General features: G+C 65.6%; 1 protein-coding gene. It reads right to left on the bottom strand.

Annotation, left to right across the window (positions count from 1 at the left end; all coding sequences use genetic code 11):
* Positions 1 to 404 (bottom strand): LysR substrate-binding domain-containing protein (locus EN807_RS32880; protein WP_246684509.1); only part of this gene is annotated, 404 nt, incomplete at both ends.

Raw genomic sequence — 404 nt, 5'->3', positions numbered from 1 at the left:
GCAGGCTGGAACCGCGGCGCCAGACCATGCCGACCTGGACGACCGGAAGCGACCCGGAAATATCGCGGGATTCGATGCGGTCGCCTTCGAGCGACCAGGGGCGGTAGACGAGATCGGGCAAGAGTGCCACGCCGGCACCGGTGGCGACCAGGCTGCGCACGGCTTCGACCGAGCGGGTGCGGAATGCGACATGGGGTCTCGCGCCGATCGCCGACAAGAGCTTGCCGGTGTTCTCCTCGATCTCGTCGACAGTGAGCGTGATCAGCGGCTCGGACGCGATATCGCCGATCGAGATGATGTCGGCGCTGGCGAGCTTGTGGCTGAGCGGCAGCCAGAGCCGATAGGCCGAGACTTCGAGGATTTCGGACTGTAGCGCGGTGCGATCGCGCAAATTCGAAGTGACC

The sequence above is a fragment of the Mesorhizobium sp. M5C.F.Ca.ET.164.01.1.1 genome, from assembly GCF_004792125.1.
Lineage (GTDB): Bacteria > Pseudomonadota > Alphaproteobacteria > Rhizobiales > Rhizobiaceae > Mesorhizobium > Mesorhizobium wenxiniae.
This window is presented reverse-complemented; position numbering and strand designations above follow the sequence as displayed.